Here is a 19,575-nt window from a genome sequence, read left to right on the forward strand (position 1 = left end):
CATGGCCCTGCTGGAGATCCTGCGCTGGCCGGATCCCACCCTGAAGACGGTCTGCGACCCGGTGGAGCCGGGCACCGACCTGTCGCCCCTGATCGCCGACATGTTCGACACGATGTACGATGCGCCGGGCCGTGGCCTGGCCGCGCCGCAGGTGGGCGTGCTGAAACGGGTTTTCGTGATGGACTGCGGCTGGAAGGAGGGCGCGCCGGCGCCCATGGTCTGCGTGAACCCGGAGATCCTCTGGCGCGCGGATGCGATGGCGGTGCACAGCGAGGGCTGCCTGTCGATCCCCGGGGTGAGCGCCGAGGTGCCGCGCCCGGCCGAGGTGGTGATGCGCTGGCATGATGCCGGCTGGGCCCTGCGCGAGGCGCGGCTGACGGGGTTCGAGGCGGTCTGTGCCCAGCACGAGTTCGACCACCTGGAGGGGCGCGTCTATCTGGATTACCTGCCGCCCGCGCGCCATGCAGCGGTGATGGCGCAATACGAGGGACAGGAATGACCAAACGCCCCTGCCTGCAATGGCCCGACAAGCGGCTGCGCACGAAGGCCGAGGACGTGGCGGAGATCACCGATGCGGTGCGCGCCACCTGGGACGACATGATCGACACGATGGAGGCCATGCCCGGCGTGGGCCTGGCCGCGGTGCAGATCGGCGTGATGCAGCGCCTGGCGGTGGTGGATGCCAGCGAGGAGCGCGGCAAGGCGGTGCGCATGGCCAACCCCGAAGTGCTGCATGCCAGCGTGCAGCTGCGCGAGCACGAGGAGGCGAGCCCCAACCTGCCCGGCGTCTCGGCGAAGATCTCCCGCCCGCGGGCGGTGACGGTGCGGTTTCTGAACGCGGCGGGCGAGATGGAGGAGCGCGATTTCGTCGGCCTCTGGGCGACGAGCGTGCAGCACCAGATCGATCACCTGGCCGGCAAGATGTATTTCGACCGGCTGAGCAAGGTGAAGCGCGACATGCTGATCCGCAAGGCGAAGAAGCTGAACGGCTGAGGCCTCGGGGCCACCCGGCCCTTCCGGCGCCAAGCGCATGGCGCTCGGGCCGTGGCGCTGCTAGATCGGGAAAGAACGGGGCAGGACGGCCCCGCGTTACCTGCGGAGGCCGATCATGCGCGTTATTTTCATGGGAACCCCGGATTTCTCGGTGCCGGTGCTCGAGGCGCTGGTGGCGGCCGGACACGAGGTGGCCTGCGTCTATTGCCAGCCGCCGCGCCCGGCGGGCCGCGGCAAGAAGGATCGCCCGACGCCGGTGCATGCCCGCGCCCTCGAGCTCGGCCTGGAGGTGCGTCACCCGGTGAGCCTGAAGGGCGAGGATGCGCAGGCAGAGTTTGCCGCGCTGGGCGCCGAGGTGGCGGTGGTGGTGGCCTATGGGCTGATCCTGCCTCAGGCGGTGCTGGATGCGCCGGAGCACGGCTGTCTGAATATCCATGCCAGCCTGCTGCCGCGCTGGCGCGGGGCGGCGCCCATCCACCGCGCGATCATGGCCGGCGACGCCGAGACCGGCATCTGCATCATGCAGATGGAAGCGGGGCTGGACACCGGGCCGGTGCTGCTGCGCGAGGCGACGCAGATCGGTGCCGAGGAGGTCACCGCCGAGCTGCATGACCGGCTGAGCGCCATGGGCGCGCGGCTGATCGTCGAGGCCCTGGGCCGGCTGAGCGAGCTGACGCCGGAGCCGCAGCCCGAGGACGGCGTGACCTATGCAAAGAAAATCGACAAGGCCGAGGCGCAGGTGGATTTCACCGCGCCCGCCGAGGTGGTCGACCGCCAGATCCGCGGCCTGTCGCCCTTTCCCGGCGCCTGGGTGGAGCACGAGGGGCAGCGGCTGAAGCTGCTGGCCTCGCGCCTTGTGCCCGGCGCGGGCATGCCCGGCGAGGTGCTGGACGATCACCTGACGGTGGCCTGTGGCAGCGGCGCCGTGCAGGTGCTGAAGCTGCAGCGCGCCGGCAAGGGCCCGCAGGAGGCCGAGGTTTTCCTGCGCGGGGTGCCGCTGCCGGCCGGCACGATCCTGGGGGGCTGAGCCATGTTCATGGTGCTCTTCGGCACGATCATCATTGCCGGCATCGTGGGATACGCCGCCGAATGGACCGGGTTCACGACCAACGGGTACCTGCAGAGCATCATCATCTGCGTCGGCGGGGCCTTCGTGTTCTATTTCATCCGGGTGATGTTCGGGATCAGCTTCGGCTCTCCGGGGCTGAACGCGATCCTCTCCTCGATCGGGGCGCTGATCATCGTGCCCTGGCATTGGCGCAAGTGAACTGACGCAAGTGAGGGGGCGCAAGTGAGGGGGCGCGGCGCCTGTTAGCGCCCCAAAAACCGCTTGCCCGGGGCGCGGTTCCGGCGCAGGTTGGCGCCGATTTAGACCCCATCCATTCACCCGCATATTCCCGGCAGGAGGCCCCCATGCAGCGATCCGACATCAACGAGCTGATCCGCGAGGGCGATGCCTTCTTCCGCCAGCACGGCTTTGCCCTGCCGCCCTTTGCCTATTGGACGCCGGAGGAATTTCGTGCCCGCAAGGCCGAGGCCGGGCTGATCATCGAGGCGGGCCTTGGCTGGGACGTGACGGATTACGGCCAGGGGGACTACGACAACCTGGGCCTCTTCCTGTTCACCGTGCGCAACGGCAATGCCGGCGACCTGGGCAACCCGAAGGGCGGCCGGGTCTATGCCGAGAAGCTGCTGATTTCGGACGAAAACCAGATCTCGCCCATGCACCGGCACATCGTGAAGACCGAGGACATCATCAACCGTGGTGGCGCCACGCTGGTGCTGGAACTGTGGAAGGACGGCGCCGATGGGATCGACCGCGAGGCGCCGGTGGAGGTGATGACCGACGGGATCTGGCGGAGGCTGCCGGCGGGCGGCAAGCTGAAGCTGACCCCGGGCGAGAGCGTGACCCTGACGCCGGACATCTGGCATGCCTTCTGGGGCGAGGGCGGCCGGGTCTTCATCGGCGAGGTCTCGACCGTGAACGATGACCGCACCGACAATATCTTCGAAGCCGATATCGGGCGTTTTTCCACAGTGGAGGAAAACGCCGATCCGCTGCACCTGCTGGTGTCGGATTACGATACGCTGCTGTGAGGCGTCGGGGCCCGTGACGGGGCCCGTGACGGGGGGGCCGTGATGGGGGGCGCGATTGGCCCCCTTGGCTGCGGAACCCCGTCAGGCGGTCACTTGTAGGGCGCCATGCCGGCGCGGGCCAATTCGTCCGCGCGTTCGTTCTCGGGGTGGCCGGCGTGGCCCTTGACCCATTCCCAGGTGACATCGTGGCGCTTTTGCGCCTCGTCGAGCTGCTGCCAGAGCTCGGCGTTCTTCACCGGCTTCTTGGCCGCCGTCTTCCAGCCGTTGCGCTTCCAGCCGTGGATCCAGCCGGTGACGCCGTTCTTCACGTACTGGCTGTCGGTGATGATGGTGATCTTGGTCGGCCGGCCAAGGGCCTCGAGCGCGTTGATCGCGGCCAGAAGCTCCATCCGGTTGTTGGTGGTATTGGCCTCGCCGCCCTTGAGCTCGCGTTCCTTGACGACGCTGTCGCCCTCTTTCGCCTGCAGAAGCGCGCCCCAGCCGCCGGGGCCGGGATTACCGGAGCAGGCTCCGTCGGTATAGGCGTAGAACTGGGCCATGGGTCTTCCTCTGCTGTGGAGCCGAGGAACACCATGGGCGCGCGCGGAGGTCAAGGGCGGCCTGGGCGGCGGAGCGCGACGCCGAGTATTTGGGGAAAGATGAAAGGGGCGCGAGACGGGCAGCGGCGCGCCGGTGGCAGCCCTGGTGCCGTCCGTATTTGGGGAAAGATGAAGGGGCGGGGCGCCCCGGGGCGCCTGTCAGAGCGGGCGGGCCTCGATCACCACGAAGGCCTGGGCCCAGGGGTGATCGTCGGTGAGGGTGACGTGGATCAGGGCCTCGTGCCCCGGGGGCGTCATCTCGGCCAGCCGTTCGGCGGCCCAGCCGGTGACCTGCATGACAGGCTGCCCGGTGGGCAGGTTGGTCACGGCCATGTCCTTCCAGGAAATGCCCATGCGCAACCCGGTGCCGAGTGCCTTGGAGCAGGCCTCCTTGGCGGCCCAACGCTTGGCGTAGGTGCCGGCGACATCCTTGCGCCGCTCGGCCTTCTTCTGTTCGACCTCGGTGAAGACACGATTGCGGAACCGGTCGCCGAAGCGATCGAGGGTGGCCGCGATGCGGTCGATATTCGCGAGATCGGTGCCGATACCGAGGATCATGAAGTGCCTCACCTGTCCGTTCGCGCCGATGTAGCGCGAATGGCAGGGCGTGTCAGGCCTTTAGTGGGGGCCTTGGTGGGGCCTTACGGCAGGCAATAGCCGGCCGGTGCCACGGTGCTGTCCCGGGTGGCCTGGCGGGGGCGGGCCATTTCTTCGGCGGCCTGCCGGGCGTGGGACATCGGGGCGACGAGCGGCAGGTCTGCCAGCTCGCGGGGGCTCATCCGTGCAATCTCCGGGTGATCCATCGGATCGCGGGGCTGAACGGGGTTGGTCTTGCGGAACCACTTGAGCATGGTCTTCTCCTTTCTTGGTTTAAGATTGACCGAATATAGGGATGAGAAATGACCTTTAGAATTGCAGAAAACGTATAGCTGGGTTTAGCTGAGCTATATGCATCCGTTGAATCGCCTCCATCTGAACAACCTGCGCGCCGTCGAGGCGGTCGCCCGGAGCGGGTCTTTGCGCGCGGCGGCCGAAGAGATGGGGATTTCCAGCGGGGCGGTCTCGCAGCAGGTGGCGCGGGCGGAGGAGACGCTTGGGCACAAGCTCTTTGCGCGGCGGCCGGGCGGCATGGTGCCGTTGGCCGGAACGGAGGAGTTCTTTCGCCTGCTGACCAGCGGCTTTCGGCAGCTGACCGCGGCGGCGGAGGTGGGGCGGCGCGACCGGGGGCAGGTGCTGACGATCTCCTGCGCGCCGATCTTTGCCGCGCGCTGGCTGATCTGGCGGTTGCCGTCCTTCTACCGGGCCTGGCCGGACATCAAGGTGCGGCTGGACAGCCAGGTATCACTGGCCGATCCCAACGACGGCGACGTGGATTTCGCCATCCGCATCGGGCGCGGGCCCTACGAGGGGCTGCGGGCGCAGAGCCTGTTCGCGCTGCGCATCGTGCCGGTCTGTGCGCCGGCGCTGGCGCGGACGATCACCAGCCAGCAGGATTTTGCCAGCGTGCCGATCATCCGGGATACCAACGCGATGTTCAGCTGGGACGACTGGCTGGTGCCGGAGGGGGCGGGGGGGCTTGTGCTGCGGGACGGGCCGGAATTCTCGGAGGCCTCGCTCTGCCTGGATGCGGCGATGTCGGGGGCGGGGGTGTTCCTGTCCTTCGAGACGCTCTGCCGCGATGCGCTGGACCAGGGGCGGGTGGCGGCGCCGATCCCGCGCTTTCACCGCACCGACCTGCGCTACTGGCTGATCTCGGGGGGCGAGATGTCACTCTCGCCGGCGCAGCGGCTGTTCCGGAAATGGCTGATCGACACCACCGGGCACGAGGGGCTGGGGCATCGCGCAGTGGGCGAGGCGCCGCCGCCGCCTTTGCCGGGGGCCGTGACGCCGATGGGGTGACGCCGCGCCGGGATGGCCGGGGCGGATGAGTGTTATCGGAAAGATGAAGGGGCGGGGGACCGCCAGGTGAGGCGGTCCCTGCCGCGCGGGCGTCAGGCGCGGGCTTCGTCCATCAGGCGGCGCATCTCGGCCACGGCGGGCTGAAGGCCGCGGAAGATCGCCTCGCCGATCAGGAAGTGGCCGATGTTGAGCTCGCGCACCTCGGGGAAGGCGGCGATGGGCTGGACCGTTTCGTAGGTCAGGCCGTGGCCGGCGTGAACCTCGAGGCCGAGGGTGGCGGCGAAGGCCGACATCTCGCGCAGGCGCTCGAGCTCGGCATCGCGGTCGGCAAGGCGGCCCTCGGCGTGGGCGTCGCAATAGGCGCCGGTGTGCAACTCGATCACCTCGGCGCCGATGCGGTGGGCGGCCTCGATCTGGGGCCGGTCGGCGGCGATGAAGATCGAGACACGGGCGCCGGCCTCGCGCAGGGGGGCGATGAAATGGGCGAGGCGGTTTTCCTCGCGGGCCACTTCGAGCCCGCCCTCGGTGGTGCGTTCCTCGCGTTTTTCGGGCACAAGGCAGACGGCATGTGGCTTGTGGCGCAGGGCGATGGCCTGCATCTCGTCGGTGGCGGCCATCTCGAAGTTGAGCGGCACGGTGAGGCCCGCCGAAAGGGCCTCGATATCGGCATCGGAGATATGGCGGCGATCCTCGCGCAGGTGCGCGGTGATGCCGTCGGCGCCGGCCTCCTCGGCCAGTTTCGCCGCGCGCAGCGGATCCGGATAGGCGCCGCCGCGGGCGTTCCGCACGGTGGCCACGTGGTCGATGTTCACGCCAAGGCGCAGTTTCGGCAGATCGCTCATCCCGGGCACTCCTGTCAAGGTCCGGGCCCATCAATGCCGGATTGCCCGGCGAAGGGCCAGAGGCAATAGCGGCCGCAAAACAACGTGGTGCCCCGTCAGGGCCGCTTGGTGGAGTGCCGGGCCGGGGCCTTGCCGGAGGGGGCCCGATCCGAGGGCGCCCGTTCCGCAGGCGCCTTGGCGCCCGAGCCGGGCCGGGGGCCGGGGTTCGGCGGCGTGGGGGTATTGGCGGGGGCAATGGCCGCAGGCGTAGCGGCTTCGGCCGGTGTGGAGGCTGGCTTCGGGCTGCGGGCTTCGGCGCGGGCGCCCTGCTTGGCGCGGATCGCGGCCAGCTTGGCCTTGAGCCGGCCACGGCGGCGGGCCTGGTAGGCGCGGATCAGCGGCTCGGTCAGGAAATAGGCGGCAAGGGCGGCCAGGGTGCCGGGGATCAGCCCGCCGATCAGGTAGGGAAAGAAGATCTCGTGGTAGAAGACCTCGAGCCCCTGCCAATGGGTCTGATCATCGGTGAAGAGGGCGATGAAATTGTGCCGCAGGTCCTCGGCCGCATCGATGAACTTGCCGCCGAAGGAGCGATGCACCACGTCCGGATCGGTGGCCAGCGGCCCCATCCCGGTGTTCATCCCGAGGATCCAGTAGCCCAGTTTCAGGCTGAGCGCGCCGATCGGCACGAAGGTCAGCGGGTTGGCGACGAAGGTGCCGATGAGCGCGGCGATGATATTGCCCCGCACCACCGTGGCCATCAGCATGGCGATGACGAAATGCATGCCGAGGAAGGGGGTGAAGGCGGTGAAGACCCCGGCGCCGAGACCGCGGGAGATCTTCTCGGGGCTGTCCGGCAGGCGGCGCAGCCGGTGTTTCGTGTAAAGGAATGCCCGTGTCCAGCCACCGCGGGGCCAGAAAGTCTCGGCGATGATCTTCCAAAACGGCCGTTTATCTCGGCGTTTAAAGACCAACACTCTCTCCTTGTGGGGCAGGAGCAGGGGCCACGGGCACCTCCTCCGGGTTTCTGTGCCGCGAGACGGAGGCGACATCCGCCTCGGCCTCCAGTGCAGAGATGACCGTGTGCAGATGTTCGGCGTCGCGCAGTTCGATATCTATCAGCAGACGGTAAAAATCCGGCTTCCGGTCAAGGAAGTTCATGTTGGAAATATTCGCCTTCTGCTCGCCGATCAGGGTGCAGATGCGGCCGAGAACGCCGGGATCGTTGGACAATGTCAGTTCGAGCGTCACCGCGTAGATGGCGGCATGGCGCCCGGCCTGCCAGTGCAGGTCGACCCAGCGGTCGGGCTGGTCCTCGTAGGCGGAGAGCGATTCGCAGTCGATGGCATGGACGGCGAGGGGGCGGCCGCGCCAGGTGATGCCGACGATCCGTTCGCCCGGCAGCGGCTGGCAGCAGCGCGCGCGCTTGAAGCTCTGGCCCTCTTCCAGGCCGATCAGGGCGCGGTCGCGCTTGACCGAATCCTGGTCGTCGTCGTGGAAGGTGAGTTCGGGGTAGAGCACGGCCACCACGCGGGCGACGCGCAGCTCGGCGCGGCCCAGCTGCGCGAGCAGCTCGTCGCGGCCGCCGTCGATGCGAAGCTTCTTGGCCGCGGTTTCCAGCGCCTTGTCGGTGGCCTTGCGGCCGACGTGGTCGAAGCCGGAGCGGGCCAACTCGCGGCCGAGCTTGATGTAGCGCTCGCGGTCAACCTCGCGCAGGGCGCGGCGGATGGCGGCCTTGGCCCGGCCGGTGGTGGCGATGTCGAGCCAGGTGGCCTGGGGCTCCTGCCCCTCGGCGGTGATAATCTCGACCGACTGGCCGTTCTTGACCCGGGTCCAGAGCGGCACGCGCATGCCGTCGATCTTGGCGCCCACGCAGGCCGAACCGATGCGGGTGTGGATGGCATAGGCGAAATCGATCGGCGTGGCGCCGCGGGGCAGCTTGACCACCTCGCCCTTGGGCGTGAAGCAGAAGACCTTGTCGGAATACATCTCGAGCTTGACCGCCTCGAGGAAATCCTCGTGGTCTTCCTCGGTGCCCATCTGCTCGGTCAGGGCGGAAATCCAGCGGGTGGGATCGACGGCGAAGGGGTTCTCGGCCTTGACGCCATCCTTGTAGGACCAGTGCGCGGCAACGCCGGCCTCGGCGACCTCGTGCATCTCGCGGGTGCGGATCTGCACCTCGACGCGCTTGCCGTCACGGCCCGAGACGGTGGTGTGGATCGAGCGGTAGCCGTTGGATTTCGGCTGGCTGATGTAATCCTTGAAGCGGCCGGGGATCGACTTCCAGCGGCGGTGGATCAGCCCGAGCGCGCGATAGCATTCGTCCTCGGTCTCGGTGATGACGCGGAAGCCGTAGATGTCGGAGAGGCGCGAGAAGCTCTGGTTCTTCTCCTGCATCTTGCGCCAGATCGAATAGGGCTTCTTGGCCCGGCCATAGACCTCGGCGCGGATGCCCTCTTCGGTCATCAGGCGGCGCATGTCCGAGGTGATGCGCTCGATCACGTCGCCGGTCTCGTTCTGCAGGCTGACGAAGCGGCGGATGATCGAGGAGCGGCCATCGGGATTGATGACGCGGAAGGCCAGGTCCTCGAGCTCTTCGCGCATCCACTGCATGCCCATGCGGCCAGCGAGCGGCGCATAGATGTCCATCGTCTCGCGCGCCTTCTGCATCTGCTTCTCGGGCTTCATCGACTTGATGGTGCGCATGTTGTGCAGGCGGTCGGCGAGCTTGACCAGGATCACGCGCATGTCCTTGGACATGGCCATGAAGAGCTTGCGGAAGTTCTCGGCCTGCTTGGTCTCGGTCGAGGAGAGCTGCAGGTTGGTCAGCTTGGTGACGCCGTCGACCAGCTCGGCGATGTCCTCGCCGAAGATTTCGCTGACCTGGGCGTAGGAGGCCTTGGTATCCTCGATCGTGTCGTGCAGCAGGGCGGTGATGATGGTGGCATCATCGAGCTTCTGCTCGGCCAGGATGCTGGCCACGGCGATGGGATGGGAAAAGTAGGGTTCGCCCGAGCGGCGGAACTGCCCCTCGTGCATTTCGCGGCCGAAATCGTAGGCCGTGCGAATCAGGATCTCGTTGGTCTTGGGGTTGTAGGCGCGGACGAGCGCAATCAGGTCGTCAGCCGGGACAAGATCCACTTTCGGTGCCTTTCTCCATGCGGTGCATCAGGGCACGCGCATCCGGACCGGGGCCCTTGCCGGCCCCGGGGCTGCCTTGCGGGCTGCGCGGGGCCGAGACGGGCCGCCTCAGTCCTGGCGCTGAGCCTCGACCAGGGCCCGCAGCAGTTTCTCCTCGCTCATGTCGTCCTCGGCCGGCTTGTCGGCGGCCTCGGCACCCATGAGCAGGGCCATGCTGTCTTCTTCGGGTTCATCAACCTCGATCTGGGTCTGGTTCGACTCGATCAGGCGTTCGCGAAGCTCGTCTGCCGACTGGGTTTCCTCGGCGATCTCGCGCAGCGAAACGACGGGATTCTTGTCGTTGTCGCGGTCCACGGTGATCGGCGCGCCGGCCGAAATCTCGCGGGCACGATGGGCCGCCAGCATCACCAGCTCGAAGCGGTTCGGAACCTTGTCGACGCAATCTTCAACGGTAACGCGGGCCATGGGGCACTCCTAAGACGGTAGGCGAACAGGTTTAGAGTGAGTGTTTCTAGGGCGTTCAGCCCTTGATGACAAGCCGATTCTACCCGGAAGGCCGGTGAAACGGGGGCAGATTCGGTCACATTCCGGATAGCGGCACAACCTCTGCGAGTGCTTCGGCCGGCAGGGCGGCACACATCTCCGAGACAGTGCGTCCGAGGACCGGATGGCGCCACGCTGACGCGACGTCGCGCAGCGGGACAAGGACGAAGGCCCTGTCCTGAAGGCGCGGATGGGGCAGAATCAACTTATCCGGTGAGACTTTCATTTGATCCGTCAGTGGGAGATTCAGCCAGTGGGTAAAGGTAACTTGGTCAGGCAGTACAAGGTCTTGGCAGGCGATGAGGTCGAGGTCGAGACTGCGCGGACCCCAGCGGTTTTTCCGTTCCCGGCCATGCGCTTGCTCGATCTCGTGGAGCCGCGCGAGCACCGCTTCGGGGCTCTCTTCGCTGGTATAAACAAGGGCTGCGTTGACGAAATCCGGGCCCGAGTCGGCAGGGAAGGCCGGGGTGGAGTAGAAGGGGCTGACGGCGCTTACCTTGCCCCTGCCCTGCGTCAGCAGTTCAACCGCAGAGAGAAGTATACCGGAACACGACAGCCCGGGTTCTGGCAAATTTCCACCGATTGCAATGAGAAAGTCGCGGTTCACGTCGTACAAATCCTATTCTTTTAGACTCGCGCCTTGTCTTGATGCATTCTTTCACAACATTTAATTTGGAGCACTCGCAGTGGTCTTGATTACCACTCAGCCACTCAAATGGGCCGCTGCAGTTATAATTGGAAGGGTTTTTTATGTTCTACAAAGACGAACGGCTTGCGCTGTTCATCGATGGCTCGAACCTCTACGCCGCGGCCAAGGCGCTTGGGTTCGACATCGACTACAAACTGTTACGACAGGAATTCATGCGTCGTGGCAAGCTGTTGCGCGCCTTTTACTACACTGCCCTGCTTGAGAATGACGAATATTCTCCAATCCGCCCGCTGGTGGACTGGCTTCATTACAATGGCTTCACGATGGTCACCAAACCGGCCAAGGAATTTACCGACAGCCAGGGCCGCCGCAAGGTCAAGGGGAACATGGATATCGAACTGACCGTCGATGCCATGGAACTTGCGCCGCGGGTCGATCATATCGTGCTGTTCTCGGGCGACGGCGATTTCCGTCCGCTGGTCGAGAGCCTGCAACGTCAGGGTGTTCGTGTCTCTGTGGTTTCGACGATCCGCAGCCAGCCGCCCATGATCGCCGACGAGCTGCGTCGTCAGGCGGACAATTTCATCGAGCTGGACGAACTGAAGGAAGTCATCGGCCGTCCGCCGCGCGACAATGCCGACGATGCGCGCATGCGCACCGCGGTCAGCGGCTGAGGCCAGAGAGAAGGGCAGAGGGGCCGGCGGACAGGCGCCCCGGTGCGGGAGGACAGACCCGGACCAGGACGCCTCCGCGGTGGCCCCGGTATCGCCCGATCCGAAACATCCGGCCCGAGCCGGCGCGGGAGCGTGCACATGGTGCGTCCCGCAGGCGGCGGACGGGCCGGGCAGCCTGCGCCGCCAGCCGCGCCGCAGAGACAGCGCCGCACACTGGACCTCGGCGTCCGTCTCGCCTACCTGTGCGGCAGCAGGAGACCGCGATGACATCTGAGACCAAGCCCCCCCTCACGCTTTACCTGGCCGCCCCGCGCGGCTTTTGCGCCGGTGTCGACCGCGCCATCAAGATCGTCGAGATGGCGCTGCAGAAATGGGGCGCCCCGGTCTTCGTGCGCCACGAGATCGTGCACAACAAGTTCGTCGTCGACCGGCTGCGCGACCAGGGGGCGGTCTTTGTCGAAGAGCTGGACGAATGCCCCGACGACCGCCCGGTGATCTTCTCGGCCCACGGGGTGCCCAAGGCGGTGCCGGCCGAGGCCGCCCGCCGCGAGATGATCTATGTGGATGCCACCTGTCCGCTGGTCAGCAAGGTGCATATCGAGGCCGAGCGCCATGCCGAGGCCGGGCTGCAGATCGTGATGATCGGCCATGCCGGCCACCCCGAAACGGTGGGCACCATGGGGCAGCTGCCCGAGGGCGAGGTGCTGCTGGTGGAGACCGAGGCCGACGTGGCGACGCTCGATGTGCGCGACCCCGAGCGGCTGGCCTTCGTCACCCAGACGACGCTTTCGGTGGATGATACCAAGGGGATCGTCGCGGCGCTGAACGCGCGCTTTCCGGCCATCGTCGGCCCGCACAAGGAAGACATCTGCTATGCCACGACCAACCGCCAGGAGGCCGTGAAGGCCATGGCCGGCAAGATCGATGCCATGCTGGTGGTGGGCGCGCCGAACTCCTCGAACTCGCGCCGCCTGGTCGAGGTGGCCTCGCGCCAGGGCTGCGACTACGCCCAGCTGGTGCAGCGTGCCACCGACATCGACTGGCGCGCGCTGGAGGGCATCCGCTCGATCGGGATCACCGCCGGGGCCTCGGCGCCGGAAGTGCTGGTGAACGAGGTGATCGATGCGCTGAAGGCCCGCTATGACGTGACCGAGGAGATGGTGGAAACCGCCAAGGAGAACGTCGAGTTCAAGGTGCCGCGCGTGCTGCGCCAGCCGGCCTGAGCCATCTCGCCCGCCAGCCGCCCGCCAACCGCCCGGCCGGCGGAGCGCTTCTGCTCCGGCGCGGCGTGGCTGAAGCTGCCCGACCCCAAGCTGTCGATGGTCTTCCCGTCCCTGCCGCCGCAGGTGCCGCCCGCAAGCTGCGCCGCACCGACCGCGACCTGGGGGCGGCGGGCCTCTGCGCGGTGGCGGCGACCGGCGGGAGGGCAGGGGGCTCTGCCCCCGTCCTGCGGACTCCCCCGGGATATTTACGGCCAGATGAGGGAGCCCCGGTCGCGCCGCCTGGCGGGTGGTTTCATCTTTCCCGAAATACGCATGGCCCGGGGGATGGGAATGCGGCGCGCATGGGCAGGGCGGGCCGGGTCGCGGGGGCGTGATGGGCCATCTGCTTGACTTGGCCGGGTGATCCGCTCATGAAACCGGGGCCGATATCGTCCCCGATGGGGGCCCTGAGGGGCCGCCGGGGCCGGTGACCACGAGAAACGATCATGACAGGCAGAGGGACCGGCAATACATGGCCAAGAGCGACTCCAAGGAAGGCGGCAGCTTCATCTGGGAAACCGTCAAGACGATCTTCTGGGCGCTGCTGATTGCGGGCGTCTTCCGGACCGTCTTCTATCAGCCGTTCTGGATCCCTTCGGGGTCGATGAAGGACACGCTGCTGATCGGCGATTTCCTCTTCGTCAACAAGATGGCCTATGGCTACTCCTATGCCTCCTGCCCCTCGATCCGCCTCGGGCCGATCGACATCGACGCAGAGGAGATCTGCGGCTGGATCCCCGCGACCGGCGAGAACGGCCGTTTCCTGGGCGGCGAGCCGAAACGCGGCGACGTGGTGGTCTTCCGGCACCCGGTGACCGGCGAGGATTACATCAAGCGGCTGATCGGCCTGCCCGGCGACACGGTGCAGGTGGTGGATTCGGTGCTGGTGATCAACGGCGAGCCGGTGAAGCTCGAGGATGACGGCGTGTTCGTCGAAACCTACGAGCCGCAGGGGCCGCAGGGCCGCTATCCGCTGTGTTCGAACGCGCCGGTGGGCGTGGGTGGCGACTGCGAGAAGAAGCGGTACCTGGAGACGCTGCCCAACGGTGTGACCCATGACATCCTCGATATCGCCTATCGCCAGAACGCCGATGACACCGGAGTCTTCAAGGTGCCCGAGGGCCACTACTTCTTCATGGGCGACAACCGCGACAACTCGACCGACTCGCGCTTTGCCCAGTCGGCACGCGGCGTGGGCTTTGTGCCGGCGGCCAACCTCATCGGCCGCGCCGACCGCATCATCTTCTCTTCCGCGGGCAGCTCCCTGCTCTACTTCTGGGACTGGCGCAGCGGTCGCTACTTCAAGAAGATCAACTGACCCCTTTCGCGGGGCGGGCGGGCGCAGAGGCCTGCCTGCACTGGACTTTGCGGGCGTCCCGGACTTGCGCCGGGGCGCCCGCTGGTGTTTTAGGGGTGGATCGTCTGCACGGATGCTTGTGATGAAACTGTCGAACGATCTGAAATCCTTCGAGGAGCGCCTCGGTCACAGCTTTGGCCGGCCGGAACTGCTTGTCCGGGCGGTGACGCACAGCTCGGTCTCGGGGCCGACGCGCGAGGACAACCAGCGGCTGGAGTTCCTGGGCGACCGGGTGCTGGGCCTTGTCATGGCCGAGGCACTGCTCTCGGAGGACAAGGGCGCCAGCGAGGGGCAGCTGGCCCCGCGGTTCAATGCGCTGGTGCGCAAGGAAACCTGTGCCGATGTCGCCCGCCAGATCGACCTGGGCGCGGTGCTGAAGCTGGGCCGGTCGGAACAGATAAGCGGTGGACGGCGCAAGCTGGCGCTGCTGGGCGACGGCATGGAGGCGGTGATCGCGGCGGTCTACCTGGATGGCGGTTTCGAGGCTGCCCGCGAGATGATCCGGCGGCTCTGGGGCAAGCGGATCGCCACCGTCGAGGCCGATGCCCGCGATGCCAAGACCGCCCTTCAGGAATGGGCCCAGGCGCGGCGGCTGCCACCACCCGAGTACCTGGAGACCGATCGCAGCGGGCCGGATCACGCGCCGCTCTTCACCATCACCGCGCGGCTGAAGACCGGCGAGGAGGCCAAGGCCAAGGCGCCGTCGAAACGGGCGGCGGAACAGGCCGCGGCCAAGGCGCTGCTGGACCAGGTGACCGGCGATGCCTGAGGCATTTCGGGGCCGCTCCGGGGGGGCGGAGTGAGCGCGCCGCTTTCTGCCAACCTGCGCGGCAGCCTCTTCATGGTTGCCGCCATGCTGTGCTTTTCCGTCGAGGATGCGCTCTACAAGGAAGCCACCTCGCAGGTTTCTCCCGGCCTCGCGCTGGCCTGTTTCGGGCTGGGCGGCACGGTGCTCTACATTTTTCTGACCTTGCGGGCGGGCGAGCCGGTGGTGACCCCGGCCATGGTGCGCGGGCCGCTGCTGTTCCGTTCCGGTGTCGAGCTGACGGCGCGGCTCTTCTTTGCGCTGGCGCTGGCCTTTACCCCGCTGTCGAGCACATCGGCGATCCTGCAGGCCTCGCCGCTGGTGGTGACCGCGGGCGCGGCGCTGGTGCTGGGCGAGGTGGTGGGCGCTCGCCGCTGGAGTGCCATGGCGGTGGGGTTCCTGGGGGTGATGCTGATCCTGCGGCCCTCGCCGGAGGCGTTTCGTGTGGATGCGTTGCTGGCCGTGATCGCCATGGTCTGCTTCTCGATCCGCGACCTGGCCACGCGGGCGGCGCCGCCGGCGGTGTCGCGCTGGCAGCTGGGCACCTCGGGGTTCGTTGCCGTGCTGGCGGCGGGGATCGTGATCATGCTGGTGCGGGGCGAGCGGCTGATGCTGCCGCCGGCCGGGGCGCTGGCGATCCTGGGCGCCACGGCGGTGGTGGGCGTGACGGCCTATACCCTGCTGACCCAGGCGATGCGCACCGGCGAGATCGCCGTGGTGGCGCCCTTCCGCTATTCCCGCCTGCTGGCGGCGCTGGTGATCGCCATGGTCTTCTTCGGCGAGCGGCCGGACCTGTGGACGCTGGGCGGGGCGGTTCTGATCGTGGGCAGCGGGATCTACACGCTGCTGCGCGGGCGCAGGGCGACCGCCGCCGGGTGACGCGGCATCGGGTAAAGGGAGACAGGGCTGGCGTGGCGCGCTAATCTGCTGTAGAGCGCCTCTTTTCCCGGGCCCTGAGAGCTGGATGACTGAAATGACCACACGCGCGGGCTTTGTTGCCCTGATCGGCGAACCCAATGCCGGCAAATCGACACTGCTGAACCGGATGGTGGGCGCAAAGGTCTCCATCGTGACCCACAAGGTGCAGACGACGCGGGCGCGGATCCGCGGCGTGGCGCTGGAGGGGGAGAGCCAGATCGTCTTCGTCGACACGCCGGGCCTGTTCCAGCCGAAACGCCGGCTGGACCGTGCCATGGTGGCGGCGGCCTGGGGCGGGGCGGCGGATGCCGACGTGGTGGTTCTGCTGATCGAGGCACACCGGGGCATCACCGAGGGCGTGGAGCGGATCATCGCCGCGCTGAAGGAGATGCAAGGCACGCGCCGCGTGGCCCTGGCGATCAACAAGATCGACCGGGTCGAGGCGCCGGTGCTGCTGAGCCTGACCAAGGAGATGAACGAGCGGTACGATTTCGCCGAGACCTTCATGATCAGCGCCGAGAAGGGCCATGGCGTGCAGGCCCTGCGCGACTGGCTGGCGGCCGAGGTGCCGGAGGGGCCCTGGCTCTATCCCGAGGACCAGATCGCCGACCTGCCGATGCGCATGATCGCGGCCGAGATGACCCGCGAAAAGCTGACCCTGCGCCTGCACCAGGAGCTGCCCTACCAGCTGACGGTGGAGACCGAGCAGTGGGAGGAGCGCAAGGACGGTTCGGCCCGCATCGACCAGATCGTCTATGTCACCCGTGATGGCCACAAGGGCATCGTGCTGGGCAAGAAGGGCGAGACCATCAAGGCCGTCAGCACCGCTGCGCGCCAGGAGATGGAAGAATTCCTGGGGCGCCGGGTGCACCTGTTCCTGCAGGTGAAGGTACGCGAGAACTGGCTGGAAGAGGCCGAGCGCTACTCCGAGATGGGCCTGGATTTCAAGGACGGGAACTGAGCCGGGCACGGCAGGCGGCGCGCTCTGCGGTGCAGAGGCGCCCCGCCCGCCGTCCCGTCTGCCGGTTCCGGATGGACATATCATGAGACTGACGGCACGGATCTGGGTGGATGCCTATTTGACGCGGCTGAGGCTGAGCGAGATCCCGGCCTTTGTCGTGGCCCATGGCGACGACACCGCCGGCGCGGTGCTGATCAAGCTGAACACTCTGGACGGCAATGCCGTCGCCTATGAGCGGTCCTTTGACATCATGAGCGGGGACCGCAAGTGGGTCGAGCTGACCGCGGGCGAGGAACGCGAGGTGGATGCCGCGGTGAGCCGCCAGCGCGGCTATGACCCCGACCTCTGGGTGATCGAGGTCGAGGACCGGCGGGGGCGGCACCTGCTCGACGAGCCGGGCCTTTCGGACTGAGGCTCCAGGAGCTCAGCGCCTGAACCTGCGCCCGATGAAGACCAGCACCATGCCGATGGCCAGGAAGGCCAGGCCGATCAGCCCGGACCAGATGGCGACGCCATCCCAGCCGACCTGCGCCGGATCGATGAAGAAATACGGATAGGTGCCATCGGCCCGGCCGCGTAGCAGGGCATAGGCGACGTAGGCCGCAGGCCAGAGCAGCCAGGCAAAGGCGCTTGCGCTGCGCAGCGCGGCCTTTGGCGAAAAGATCAGCCACCAGAGCGTGACCATGATCGGGGTGATCGCGTGCAGCCCGATGTCGGCCCATTCCGACAGCGGGGGCTGCTCGTGCGTGAGCAGCAGGTAGAAGATCGCGCCCGTCATGTCGATCCAGAGGGTGACCCCGCCCATCCAGGTGGCGCCGGGCGAGAAGCGCCCGATGCAGATCCACAGGAAGGTCGCGAAGACCAGCCCGTTGGTGAGGATGGTGAAATAGCGCGCAAGGCTCCAGACGATCTGCAGAGGGGTGTCATCGGGCATCAGCAGGGAGCTGGCCACGAACTGCAGGACCAGGGAAACGGAGACGGAAATCACGGTCAGCAGACCGAGTGCGCGCGCGGCGGGAGAAAGGGATGTCGAGCGGAAATCCATGGCGGCAAGCTGAGGCATCTTGCCCCCGGCTGCAAGCCCGCCGATGATCGGGAAATGGAATGGCGGGACCACGGAATTTTACTGTCGACACGGCGACATGGCGAAACTGCGGCGATTATTGACGCATTCACGCCAGGTCATGGCCGGCACGCGGGAATCGTGCGGGGCGGCGCCTCGCGCAGGATTTCGCCGATGCTGCAGCCGGGGGCGCAACTGGACCTGACGTGGAAGGCGCGGCTCGAGGAACAGCTGGGCAATTTCCAGGTCGAGCCGCTGCGCTCGCGGGCGGCGGTGACGCTGGGCAGCCGCATGGCGCTCGCGGGGGTGAACGCGGTGACGGCGCTGCTGATGTTCTGCCTGCCGGAGCGTGTGGCGCATCCGCGGCTCTACCTGCAGACCGAACAGCTGCTGGATCTGCTGGAGCAGGAGGAGCTCTGGCCGCTGGCCTACCTGCGCTGGGAGATGACGCTACTGGAGGACCTGGGCTATGGCCTCGACCTGACGGCCTGCGCGGTGACGGGGGCGACGGAGGGGCTGGAGTATGTCTCTCCGCGCACCGGGCGGGCGGTGACGCGCGCCGGGGCGGGCGAATATGCCGACCGGCTGCTGCCGCTGCCACCCTGCCTGCTGGGCCGGGGCGAGGCGCCGGACGCGGAGGTGATCGCGGGGCTGGAGGTGACGGGGCATTTCCTGTCCAACCACGTGGCGCCGGAACTGGGGCAGAAGCCGCTGCCGGATGCGCGTCAGAGGCTGGTGCAGCAGATCTGGCGGATGACGGGCTGACGCGGTGTCAGGAGCGCGGGTTCTGGGTGAACAGCAGCGTCACGCCGGGGCCGGCCAGCACCAGCTCCTGGCGGGAGACATCGGCGGAGGTCACGCGCGAGAGGGCTGTGAGATAGGCCTTTTCCTCGGCCAGGCGAGGGCAGTCGATGCTGGCGGAATGGATGCGCTCGGGCCGGAAATCGGCCTCGACCCCGCTCCAGGCGGCGCCGTAGGTGGAACAGGGGGCATGGCCGCGCAGCTCTCCCTGCGAGGGGATCAGCAGGGTGACGCCGGTCTCGTTGGCGACGTCGCGGCCGTTGACCTCCTTCAGGTGCCAGGTGATGCCGGGCGCGACCAGGCTCTCTCCGCGGCAACCGGCCAGCACCAGGGCCGCCATCGCGGCGGTGGCGAGAACTCCGGTGCGTCGTAACGGTATCATCTGAGGGCCAGGACGAGATCCACTAGAGTGTCGAGGGCCGCGGCATTGCGCGAGCTGCCGGCATCGTCGAGCTGCGACATGCCGATCTGCGAGGCATAAAGCATACGCGCAATGTCCGGATTTGTCACACCGACCTGCCGCAGGACATGGGACAGATGAGCGAGCCTCCGCGCATCGATGTCTGCCAGGGTGGCGCGCGCTGTCTCGTCGGTCAGGGCCCAGGCGCGCATGGCGGTCTCGGTGGCGGGGTTCGAGGAGAAGCCGTCGCGCACCAGGGCGTGCAGCTGTGCCACCGCGGCCTTGCGGTCTTCCGGATCCTCGGGAGAGGCGCCGGCCTCGGCGCCCCAGAAATCGAGCAGCGCCTTGCGATAGGCGGGAACGTCGGGGAAATGCCAGTAGAAGGAGCCCTTTGTCGTTTCCAGGGCGCGGGCAAGCGGCTCTGCCTTCAGCGCCTCGGGCCCGGAGGCCGAGAGTGCATCAAGACCGGCGCGCAGCCAGTCGTCCGGGGAAAGGCGGCTCTTGCGACTCATGAGTCAATGCTACGCCACTTGCTGCATTGCAGCAACGACTAGCAGGCGCGCGTAGCAGTCTTGACCCGACGACATGCGGCAGGGAACGGCAGGCAGGGGGCGGC

25 protein-coding genes are annotated in these 19,575 nt (G+C 67.4%); 14 read left to right on the forward strand and 11 right to left on the reverse strand.

Translation table 11 applies throughout. The features are described from left to right. Position 1 precedes the first annotated feature (1 nt). The 5 genes from def (AC0WR5_RS00660) (at position 2) to AC0WR5_RS00680 (ending at position 3,090) form a co-directional block, all read left to right on the forward strand. The gene (gene def, locus AC0WR5_RS00660) at positions 2-499 is read left to right on the forward strand and encodes a peptide deformylase (RefSeq protein WP_475866047.1); all 498 of its coding nucleotides are present in this window, start codon (positions 2-4) and stop codon (positions 497-499) included. After that, the gene (gene def, locus AC0WR5_RS00665) at positions 496-993 is read left to right on the forward strand and encodes a peptide deformylase (RefSeq protein WP_475866048.1); all 498 of its coding nucleotides are present in this window, start codon (positions 496-498) and stop codon (positions 991-993) included. The genes def (AC0WR5_RS00660) and def (AC0WR5_RS00665) overlap by 4 nt, the downstream gene beginning before the upstream one ends. 115 nt (positions 994-1,108) lie before the next feature. Then, positions 1,109-2,020 (forward strand): methionyl-tRNA formyltransferase, encoded by a 912-nt coding sequence (gene fmt, locus AC0WR5_RS00670; protein WP_475866050.1) that lies wholly within the window; start codon positions 1,109-1,111, stop codon positions 2,018-2,020. Positions 2,021-2,023: 3 nt separating this feature from the next. Continuing rightward, positions 2,024-2,260: a hypothetical protein gene (locus AC0WR5_RS00675; protein ID WP_475866052.1), complete on the forward strand. Its 237-nt coding sequence runs from the start codon at positions 2,024-2,026 to the stop codon at positions 2,258-2,260. A gap of 146 nt (positions 2,261-2,406) precedes the next feature. Then, positions 2,407-3,090 carry a D-lyxose/D-mannose family sugar isomerase gene (locus tag AC0WR5_RS00680; protein ID WP_475866054.1) on the forward strand — a complete coding sequence of 228 codons (684 nt, stop codon included), beginning with the start codon at positions 2,407-2,409 and terminating at the stop codon, positions 3,088-3,090. A gap of 89 nt (positions 3,091-3,179) precedes the next feature. On the opposite strand, the gene rnhA is transcribed toward AC0WR5_RS00680, so the two are convergent. The 3 genes from rnhA to AC0WR5_RS00695 all read right to left on the reverse strand — a co-directional run bounded on the left by rnhA (position 3,180) and on the right by AC0WR5_RS00695 (position 4,519). Beyond that, positions 3,180-3,629, reverse strand: a complete 450-nt coding sequence (gene rnhA / locus AC0WR5_RS00685; protein ID WP_475866056.1) for a ribonuclease HI — start codon at positions 3,627-3,629, stop codon at positions 3,180-3,182. A gap of 198 nt (positions 3,630-3,827) precedes the next feature. After that, positions 3,828-4,226 (reverse strand): holo-ACP synthase, encoded by a 399-nt coding sequence (acpS, locus tag AC0WR5_RS00690; RefSeq protein WP_475866058.1) that lies wholly within the window; start codon positions 4,224-4,226, stop codon positions 3,828-3,830. Positions 4,227-4,309: 83 nt separating this feature from the next. Further along, a complete protein-coding gene (locus AC0WR5_RS00695) occupies positions 4,310-4,519 on the reverse strand; it encodes a hypothetical protein (RefSeq protein WP_475866060.1) in 210 nt (69 codons plus the stop codon). 97 nt (positions 4,520-4,616) lie between these two features. Here AC0WR5_RS00695 and AC0WR5_RS00700 point away from each other — a divergent pair, with 97 nt between their 5' ends. Continuing rightward, a complete protein-coding gene (locus tag AC0WR5_RS00700; protein ID WP_475866061.1) occupies positions 4,617-5,567 on the forward strand; it encodes a LysR substrate-binding domain-containing protein in 951 nt (316 codons plus the stop codon). A 92-nt stretch (positions 5,568-5,659) separates the two neighbouring features. Here AC0WR5_RS00700 and AC0WR5_RS00705 read toward each other — a convergent pair whose 3' ends face one another. From AC0WR5_RS00705 to folK, 5 genes are all read right to left on the reverse strand, one after another. Continuing rightward, positions 5,660-6,409, reverse strand: coding sequence for a pyridoxine 5'-phosphate synthase (locus AC0WR5_RS00705; protein WP_475866063.1), 750 nt, complete (start codon positions 6,407-6,409; stop codon positions 5,660-5,662). A 95-nt stretch (positions 6,410-6,504) separates the two neighbouring features. Beyond that, positions 6,505-7,359, reverse strand: coding sequence for a DUF2062 domain-containing protein (locus tag AC0WR5_RS00710; protein WP_475866064.1), 855 nt, complete (start codon positions 7,357-7,359; stop codon positions 6,505-6,507). Continuing rightward, positions 7,349-9,526, reverse strand: coding sequence for a RelA/SpoT family protein (locus tag AC0WR5_RS00715; protein ID WP_475866066.1), 2,178 nt, complete (start codon positions 9,524-9,526; stop codon positions 7,349-7,351). Before AC0WR5_RS00715 ends, AC0WR5_RS00710 begins: the two co-directional genes overlap by 11 nt. 108 nt (positions 9,527-9,634) lie before the next feature. Next, positions 9,635-9,991: a DNA-directed RNA polymerase subunit omega gene (gene rpoZ / locus AC0WR5_RS00720; RefSeq protein WP_475866068.1), complete on the reverse strand. Its 357-nt coding sequence runs from the start codon at positions 9,989-9,991 to the stop codon at positions 9,635-9,637. Between the two features lie 115 nt (positions 9,992-10,106). Next, positions 10,107-10,676, reverse strand: coding sequence for a 2-amino-4-hydroxy-6-hydroxymethyldihydropteridine diphosphokinase (folK, locus tag AC0WR5_RS00725; RefSeq protein ID WP_475869098.1), 570 nt, complete (start codon positions 10,674-10,676; stop codon positions 10,107-10,109). Positions 10,677-10,819: 143 nt separating this feature from the next. Here folK and AC0WR5_RS00730 point away from each other — a divergent pair, with 143 nt between their 5' ends. From AC0WR5_RS00730 to AC0WR5_RS00760, 7 genes are all read left to right on the forward strand, one after another. After that, on the forward strand, positions 10,820-11,392 hold the full coding sequence (locus tag AC0WR5_RS00730) for a LabA-like NYN domain-containing protein (RefSeq protein ID WP_475866070.1): 573 nt from the start codon (positions 10,820-10,822) through the stop codon (positions 11,390-11,392). A 263-nt stretch (positions 11,393-11,655) separates the two neighbouring features. Continuing rightward, positions 11,656-12,615 (forward strand): 4-hydroxy-3-methylbut-2-enyl diphosphate reductase, encoded by a 960-nt coding sequence (gene ispH, locus AC0WR5_RS00735; RefSeq protein WP_475866071.1) that lies wholly within the window; start codon positions 11,656-11,658, stop codon positions 12,613-12,615. A gap of 511 nt (positions 12,616-13,126) precedes the next feature. Next, on the forward strand, positions 13,127-13,972 hold the full coding sequence (gene lepB / locus AC0WR5_RS00740) for a signal peptidase I (RefSeq protein WP_475866073.1): 846 nt from the start codon (positions 13,127-13,129) through the stop codon (positions 13,970-13,972). Between the two features lie 121 nt (positions 13,973-14,093). Continuing rightward, a complete protein-coding gene (gene rnc / locus AC0WR5_RS00745) occupies positions 14,094-14,780 on the forward strand; it encodes a ribonuclease III (protein ID WP_475866075.1) in 687 nt (228 codons plus the stop codon). Positions 14,781-14,810: 30 nt separating this feature from the next. Continuing rightward, complete coding sequence (locus tag AC0WR5_RS00750; protein ID WP_475866077.1) at positions 14,811-15,695, forward strand: DMT family transporter; 885 nt, start codon at positions 14,811-14,813, stop codon at positions 15,693-15,695. Between the two features lie 94 nt (positions 15,696-15,789). Continuing rightward, positions 15,790-16,695, forward strand: a complete 906-nt coding sequence (gene era, locus AC0WR5_RS00755) for a GTPase Era (RefSeq protein ID WP_475869099.1) — start codon at positions 15,790-15,792, stop codon at positions 16,693-16,695. Between the two features lie 79 nt (positions 16,696-16,774). Then, positions 16,775-17,107: a DUF1491 family protein gene (locus AC0WR5_RS00760; RefSeq protein WP_475869101.1), complete on the forward strand. Its 333-nt coding sequence runs from the start codon at positions 16,775-16,777 to the stop codon at positions 17,105-17,107. A gap of 12 nt (positions 17,108-17,119) precedes the next feature. On the opposite strand, the gene AC0WR5_RS00765 is transcribed toward AC0WR5_RS00760, so the two are convergent. Next, positions 17,120-17,812: a Pr6Pr family membrane protein gene (locus AC0WR5_RS00765; protein WP_475866079.1), complete on the reverse strand. Its 693-nt coding sequence runs from the start codon at positions 17,810-17,812 to the stop codon at positions 17,120-17,122. Here AC0WR5_RS00765 and recO point away from each other — a divergent pair. Further along, positions 17,795-18,523 (forward strand): DNA repair protein RecO, encoded by a 729-nt coding sequence (gene recO / locus AC0WR5_RS00770; RefSeq protein ID WP_475866081.1) that lies wholly within the window; start codon positions 17,795-17,797, stop codon positions 18,521-18,523. The genes AC0WR5_RS00765 and recO overlap by 18 nt on opposite strands. 7 nt (positions 18,524-18,530) lie before the next feature. Here the strand turns inward: recO and AC0WR5_RS00775 are convergent, their stop codons facing one another. Together AC0WR5_RS00775 and AC0WR5_RS00780 are read right to left on the reverse strand one after the other, a co-directional pair. Further along, positions 18,531-18,941: an META domain-containing protein gene (locus AC0WR5_RS00775; protein WP_475866083.1), complete on the reverse strand. Its 411-nt coding sequence runs from the start codon at positions 18,939-18,941 to the stop codon at positions 18,531-18,533. Further along, entirely contained in the window at positions 18,938-19,471 is a 534-nt protein-coding gene (locus AC0WR5_RS00780; protein ID WP_475866084.1) for a TetR/AcrR family transcriptional regulator, read from the reverse strand. The genes AC0WR5_RS00775 and AC0WR5_RS00780 overlap by 4 nt, the downstream gene beginning before the upstream one ends. Between the last annotated feature and the right edge of the window lie 104 nt (positions 19,472-19,575).

The organism is Pseudooceanicola sp. DL12 (genome assembly GCF_056270665.1).

What these genes read in the sequence shown, in the direction of transcription:
- def (WP_475866047.1), top strand. Translation starts at nt 2, where the DNA reads ATGGCCCTGCTGGAGATCCTGCGCTGGCCGGATCCCACCCTGAAGACG.
- def (WP_475866048.1), top strand. Translation starts at nt 496, where the DNA reads ATGACCAAACGCCCCTGCCTGCAATGGCCCGACAAGCGGCTGCGCACG.
- fmt (WP_475866050.1), top strand. Translation starts at nt 1,109, where the DNA reads ATGCGCGTTATTTTCATGGGAACCCCGGATTTCTCGGTGCCGGTGCTC.
- AC0WR5_RS00675 (WP_475866052.1), top strand. Translation starts at nt 2,024, where the DNA reads ATGTTCATGGTGCTCTTCGGCACGATCATCATTGCCGGCATCGTGGGA.
- AC0WR5_RS00680 (WP_475866054.1), top strand. Translation starts at nt 2,407, where the DNA reads ATGCAGCGATCCGACATCAACGAGCTGATCCGCGAGGGCGATGCCTTC.
- rnhA (WP_475866056.1), bottom strand. Translation starts at nt 3,629, where the DNA reads ATGGCCCAGTTCTACGCCTATACCGACGGAGCCTGCTCCGGTAATCCC.
- acpS (WP_475866058.1), bottom strand. Translation starts at nt 4,226, where the DNA reads ATGATCCTCGGTATCGGCACCGATCTCGCGAATATCGACCGCATCGCG.
- AC0WR5_RS00695 (WP_475866060.1), bottom strand. Translation starts at nt 4,519, where the DNA reads ATGCTCAAGTGGTTCCGCAAGACCAACCCCGTTCAGCCCCGCGATCCG.
- AC0WR5_RS00700 (WP_475866061.1), top strand. Translation starts at nt 4,617, where the DNA reads ATGCATCCGTTGAATCGCCTCCATCTGAACAACCTGCGCGCCGTCGAG.
- AC0WR5_RS00705 (WP_475866063.1), bottom strand. Translation starts at nt 6,409, where the DNA reads ATGAGCGATCTGCCGAAACTGCGCCTTGGCGTGAACATCGACCACGTG.
- rpoZ (WP_475866068.1), bottom strand. Translation starts at nt 9,991, where the DNA reads ATGGCCCGCGTTACCGTTGAAGATTGCGTCGACAAGGTTCCGAACCGC.
- AC0WR5_RS00730 (WP_475866070.1), top strand. Translation starts at nt 10,820, where the DNA reads ATGTTCTACAAAGACGAACGGCTTGCGCTGTTCATCGATGGCTCGAAC.
- ispH (WP_475866071.1), top strand. Translation starts at nt 11,656, where the DNA reads ATGACATCTGAGACCAAGCCCCCCCTCACGCTTTACCTGGCCGCCCCG.
- lepB (WP_475866073.1), top strand. Translation starts at nt 13,127, where the DNA reads ATGGCCAAGAGCGACTCCAAGGAAGGCGGCAGCTTCATCTGGGAAACC.
- rnc (WP_475866075.1), top strand. Translation starts at nt 14,094, where the DNA reads ATGAAACTGTCGAACGATCTGAAATCCTTCGAGGAGCGCCTCGGTCAC.
- era (WP_475869099.1), top strand. Translation starts at nt 15,790, where the DNA reads ATGACCACACGCGCGGGCTTTGTTGCCCTGATCGGCGAACCCAATGCC.
- recO (WP_475866081.1), top strand. Translation starts at nt 17,795, where the DNA reads ATGGAATGGCGGGACCACGGAATTTTACTGTCGACACGGCGACATGGC.
- AC0WR5_RS00775 (WP_475866083.1), bottom strand. Translation starts at nt 18,941, where the DNA reads ATGATACCGTTACGACGCACCGGAGTTCTCGCCACCGCCGCGATGGCG.
- AC0WR5_RS00780 (WP_475866084.1), bottom strand. Translation starts at nt 19,471, where the DNA reads ATGAGTCGCAAGAGCCGCCTTTCCCCGGACGACTGGCTGCGCGCCGGT.